This window comes from Winogradskyella sp., from assembly GCF_025210595.1.
In the GTDB taxonomy this organism is placed as follows: Bacteria; Bacteroidota; Bacteroidia; order Flavobacteriales; family Flavobacteriaceae; genus Winogradskyella.
On sequence record NZ_JAOARH010000092.1, the window covers coordinates 1 to 5,127 of the forward strand.

The following is a 5,127-nucleotide window of genomic DNA, read 5'->3' on the forward strand; positions in this document are numbered from 1 at the left end:
GATCTAAACTGTTTTTTAGGATCTATTGTAAGCAAGTTTAACTAAAGAAATAAATGCATATGAAACAATTAACTAAAGCTGAAGAAGAGATTATGCAAGCACTTTGGCAACTTAAAAAAGCCAATGTGAAATCAATAATAGACGTATTGCCAGAACCAAAACCAGCTTATAATACGGTTTCTACTATTGTTAGAATTTTAGAGTCTAAAGGTTTTGTAGACTATGAAAAACAAGGTAAAGGACATCTTTATTTTCCTATTGTGGCAAAGGAATCTTATAGTAATCAATCCATAAATAAATTGGTGGATAATTATTTTCAGGGTTCTTTTAAAAGTATGGTATCTTTTTTTGTTAAGAAAAATGATGTCGACCTTAAGGATATAGAAAGTTTGCTTAACGAAATCAATAAAAAGGAGTAATTATGCTGTACAGTATTATTCAGATTGTTGCATTTCAAGCCTTATTTTTATTGGTTTACGACTTGTTTTTGAGAAAGGAGACCTTTTTCAATATTAATAGAGCTTATCTGTTGGTAACCTCTTTATTATCATTGGTCTTACCATTTGTTCAACTTCCAGAATTACAAAAAGTAACAACGAAAGATGTAATAATTCAATTACCAGAAGTTTTTATTGGTCAACAAAACCCTACGGATTATGAAGTTTTTGTGGCAGAAAAAGTTGGTATTATTTTAGAGCAACCATCAATGCCAATTTGGCAAATTATTTTGCTTTTGGGAATTGCAGTGGCTACGCTAATCTTTATTGTCAAATTATTAAAAATTAATAAGTTAAAATCCAATAATCCTAAGCGTTGGAGTGGAGAGATACTTATTGTTAATCTGTTAAGAAGTAACAAAGCCTTTTCTTTTTTTAATACCATTTTTTTAGGGGAAGATATTCCAGAATTAGAAAAACGTACCATTTACAATCATGAGTTAGTGCATGTTAAAGAAAAACACAGTTTAGATTTGTTGTTTTTTGAATTGCTAAGAATATTGTTTTGGTTTAACCCATTAGTATATATCTACCAATACAGAGTTAAAGAGTTGCACGAATTTATTGCAGATGCCAAAGCTGTAAAGCAAAACGGAAAAGCAGAATATTATCAAAGTTTACTACATCAAATATTTGACACTAATACGCTCTCATTTACTAATACATTTTTTAAAAAATCATTAATCAAGCAACGAATCACTATGTTACAAAAGTCAAAATCTAACCGGAAGAACTTATTAAAATACATGCTTTTATTTCCGTTAGTTTTTGCAATGTTGGTTTATACCTCTACAGAAGTAAAAGCTCAAGAAAAAGAAGTGGTTGAAGCCAAAATAAATCAAGAATTGACAGATGAAGAACTTATAGAAATCTATTATAATGATATTCTTAAAATGAGGGAAGAGGGAGCAAAATATTTTGAAATTTCAAATTATGCAGGCTTTGGTCAAAATCACTCAGAAAGTTATATTAAATCTAGAGAAGATTATCTAAAAACCAGTGCTTTCATGAGATTTATGGCTTATATGATGAAGGAGACGAAATCTAAAAATGATGAGTTAACAAATGTTAACCAGACACTATACAAAAAAATGACAGAATTGCCTCATAAAAATTATAAAGGGTATTTGGAATGGAAAAAGACAGATGAGGCTAAAGAGCGTTGGATGTCAAATGCTAGAGATAATTCTTTAAGACTAGTTGTTGACGATATGGCAGATAAGACCAAAGAAGAACAGCAACGTTTTGATGGTTTAATGAAACAATTAGAAACAGATAGTTACTACAAAAAATTAATAATTACTGATGGTAGATCTACTTTAGTTGTTGATTCTCCATTATTAACAGAGGAAAATGAAATTGCAGAAGTACCTTTCAATGTTATTGATGAGTCACCAACAATTAAATCTTGCCAAGATTTAGCAACAAATGATGAAAGAAAGCAGTGTTTTTCAGAGTATATAAATAAGCATGTTTATCAACATTTTAATAAAGATTTAGAACAAACTTTAGGGTATGGTAGAAAGCGCATTTTTACACGTTTTATAATAAATTCTGAAGGGAAAGTTACCGATATTCAAGCCAGAGCACCAAGTGAAATTTTAGAAGAAGAGGCAAAGCGTGTTATCGCATTATTACCGCAATTTATTCCAGGTCGTCATAATGGTGAAGAAGTAGATGTTCCGTTTTCTCTACCAATTATATTTCAAGTAGCCAAAAACGATATAATGCAATTAAAAAAGAGATATAAGAAATTGATTGCTGAAAGAGACAGGATTTTAAAACATTCTAGCGAAAAAAATCCAGTAGTTATAAATTTAAATGAGCAGATAGAAGGTTTAAAGAAGAAAATAGATAAGGCTAAAAACTCTAAGAAAGATTAGTGTATTTATGAGGTGCCAAATATCAATACTATTAGGATTGCTTTTTTCTATTTTAGGGAGTAGTCAAAACGTAAAAGAAAAAGCAGATCAGTTTTTTGCTTTAGGAAATTATACAAAAGCCATTGAAACGTATAAATCTTTAGATGATTTAGAAGAGGCTTATAGTAAAATAGCAAAGTCGTATGTCGCTATAGGTAATTTTGGTGAAGGATTAACTTACTATGAAAAGGCTGTAGAAGCTAATCCAGATAATGTTCTTATAAAATACGAATATGCTAAGCTGCTTAGACGCACAAAAAAGTATAGTGATGCTAAACAATTATTAGAAAAGCTTATTGTAACCGATAGTCTAAATCCTAACTTTCATTATGAGTTAGGGTTGGTGTTAGAAAAGCAAAACGATTCAACATCTATAAAAACTTTTATGAAAACCTTTGGTTTAGATTTTACACATCAAAAAGCCATCTTTAAAATTGCTAAGCATAGTATTAAAAAACGAAAATTTAAATTAGCACATCGTTTTATAGATAAAGGTCTAGAAAGCTATTCAGAAAATGTAGAGCTTATAAGTCTAAAAGCACAAGCGTATTATTTTCAAGAACACTACACACATGCTGTTGTGTGGTTTAAAAAACTTTTAGATTTAGGAGAAAAATCAGAATTTATTCATGAAAAATTAAGCTTAAGCTACGCTCAAAATCACGATTATGAAGAGGCTATCTTCCATAGAAAAGCAGCTTTAAAATATAATCCTAATGATGCTAATGCTCTATTTGTTATAGGAAAATATTATGAGCAATTAGATAATTTTGAAAAAGCAGAAACTTATTATAAGAAATCATTGTTGTTAAGAGATGTGTCGCTGTCTAACGAGTATCAGAAATTGGGAGTGGTTTTAAACAGGCAGCAAAAGCACCAAGAAGCTATAAAGGCCTTTCAAAAAGCACAAAAAGAAGATCCGAGTGATATTATGAATGAGTTTTTTATCATTAGAACTAAAGATGAATATTATGCAGATGTAGATGCTAAGATTAAACTCTATGAAGATTATATAAAAAAGGACACAAAAAGCCCATTTAAAGTATTTGCAGAAAGAAGATTAAAAGAGTTAAAAGAAGAAAAATTTTTAGAAAAAGAATAAAATCTAAAAATATTGTACATTTCACTATTAGAAATGTGCTAATGAACCGACTAGCTTATATTTTTTTAATCATTCTTTTAACTTCTTGCAATTATTTTGAAAAGCAGAAAGTAAATTCTGAAGATTTACTAGAAGAAGAACTGCAAACCTTTAATTGGAATGACGTAGATACCTATCCAACCTTTGACAGTTGTAATTCCATTACTGCAAAGCAGGAAAGTAAAATGTGTTTTCAGAATTCAATTTTGTTTCATGTCAACGATTTTTTAGGGAGACAAAAAATTGTAGTTTCAGAAGATGTTAACGATACCATACGATTAAAACTAATAATAGATAATAACGGTCGCTTAGAAATAGAACATATTAGCATTAAACCCGAAACTCAAAATCAGATTCCGCATATAGATAGTCTACTTCGGCAGAGTTTAAAAGGTATTCCGAGAATTTATCCAGCAATTAAAAGAGGTCAGCAAGTAACAACAGCTTTTGAATTACCTGTTATTGTAAGGATTGATTAAAACCGTATTGCCAACTTCTGCATTAATCGTAATACTTCAATATATAGCCAGATAAGTGTTGCTAAAAGTCCCCAGGTTGCTAGCCATTCCTTTTGTTTAGGTGCTTTGTTTTTGTAACGTTCTATATAATCAAAATCTAAAAGTAGCGCAAAAGATGCTACAATAGCTGCCAATACATTAAAGCCAATGGCAAACCAAGATGTTCCCCAGATATAGGTTTTAATTCCAAAAAAACCGAGAATCCAAGATATTAAATACACAACCATAATACTTACAGTAGCTGTTATAATAACGCTTCGTATTTTTTTGGTGACTACAATAATTCTTAGTTGGTATAATAAAAGCATTACAAAAAAAGTAACTATGGTTACACCAATAGCCTGATAGGGTAACTCTGGGAAATTGCGATGTGCGTAAGCCGAAAATCCTCCTAAAAAAAATCCTTTTGCAATAATGTATAATGGTACTAAAATATGAGCCCAGTTTTGCTTAAAAGATATGAGTACGCTTATAATAATGGCGCCAAGCATACCTCCTAATCTAAACCATTTCATAGGAACACCTGTTTCGTTGAGTTTCCAGAGATAAACAGTAATAGCAGCGATAATCAAAATTCCAATCATGGATTTAACAAAAACTCCAAAAACAGACATGGTCTTGGTAGAAGACCTACCATCCTCCCAAAAATAGCCGTTAAAAATAGGATTAGAAGTTTTAAAATTTCGCAAACGCATTATTTTACAAATTAAATTTATAGCCTATTGCAATATCAGTAGAAAAATTGCCTTGGTTGTCTAAGAAAAACGCAAATAGTTCACCATAAATAATGGTGATAAAACTATTTTTACCTATTTTAATATCTGAGCCAACACCAAAAATAAAAGGAATGTCAAACGAGGTTTCGTTAACGTCTACTTCCATATCGTCTTCATTAATATAGCTAGAATTAGAAAAATTTAATGTCGCCAATTTCATTTGGCCATAAATAGAAAATGTTTCTTTATTGATAATTCTATAGCGATAACCTAAAGATAATTCTGTGGTACTATACGGAAAATCATTACTATCAAAAGCATGTCTTACTTGTA

At 30.3% G+C, this 5,127-nt stretch carries 5 protein-coding genes and 1 pseudogene; 4 read left to right on the plus strand and 2 right to left on the minus strand.

The genetic code is table 11. From position 1 onward, the window contains the following. Nucleotides 1-59 precede the first annotated feature (59 nt). From N4A42_RS09645 to N4A42_RS09660, 4 genes are read left to right on the plus strand one after another with little or no spacing between them, the layout of a single operon-like run. Nucleotides 60-419, plus strand: a complete 360-nt coding sequence (locus N4A42_RS09645) for a BlaI/MecI/CopY family transcriptional regulator (RefSeq protein WP_294073338.1) — start codon at nt 60-62, stop codon at nt 417-419. A gap of 2 nt (nt 420-421) precedes the next feature. Next, nucleotides 422-2,380 (plus strand): M56 family metallopeptidase, encoded by a 1,959-nt coding sequence (locus N4A42_RS09650; protein ID WP_294073340.1) that lies wholly within the window; start codon nt 422-424, stop codon nt 2,378-2,380. Nucleotides 2,381-2,387: 7 nt separating this feature from the next. Further along, a complete protein-coding gene (locus N4A42_RS09655) occupies nt 2,388-3,521 on the plus strand; it encodes a tetratricopeptide repeat protein (protein WP_294073342.1) in 1,134 nt (377 codons plus the stop codon). Nucleotides 3,522-3,562: 41 nt separating this feature from the next. Then, nucleotides 3,563-4,039: a hypothetical protein gene (locus N4A42_RS09660; RefSeq protein WP_294073344.1), complete on the plus strand. Its 477-nt coding sequence runs from the start codon at nt 3,563-3,565 to the stop codon at nt 4,037-4,039. On the opposite strand, the gene N4A42_RS09665 is transcribed toward N4A42_RS09660, so the two are convergent. Together N4A42_RS09665 and N4A42_RS09670 are read right to left on the minus strand one after the other, a co-directional pair. After that, complete coding sequence (locus N4A42_RS09665; protein WP_294073346.1) at nt 4,036-4,773, minus strand: Bax inhibitor-1/YccA family protein; 738 nt, start codon at nt 4,771-4,773, stop codon at nt 4,036-4,038. The two genes, N4A42_RS09660 and N4A42_RS09665, sit on opposite strands and share 4 nt — an antisense overlap. A 4-nt stretch (nt 4,774-4,777) precedes the next feature. After that, a pseudogene (locus N4A42_RS09670) lies at nt 4,778-5,127 on the minus strand (hypothetical protein); the annotation flags it as partial.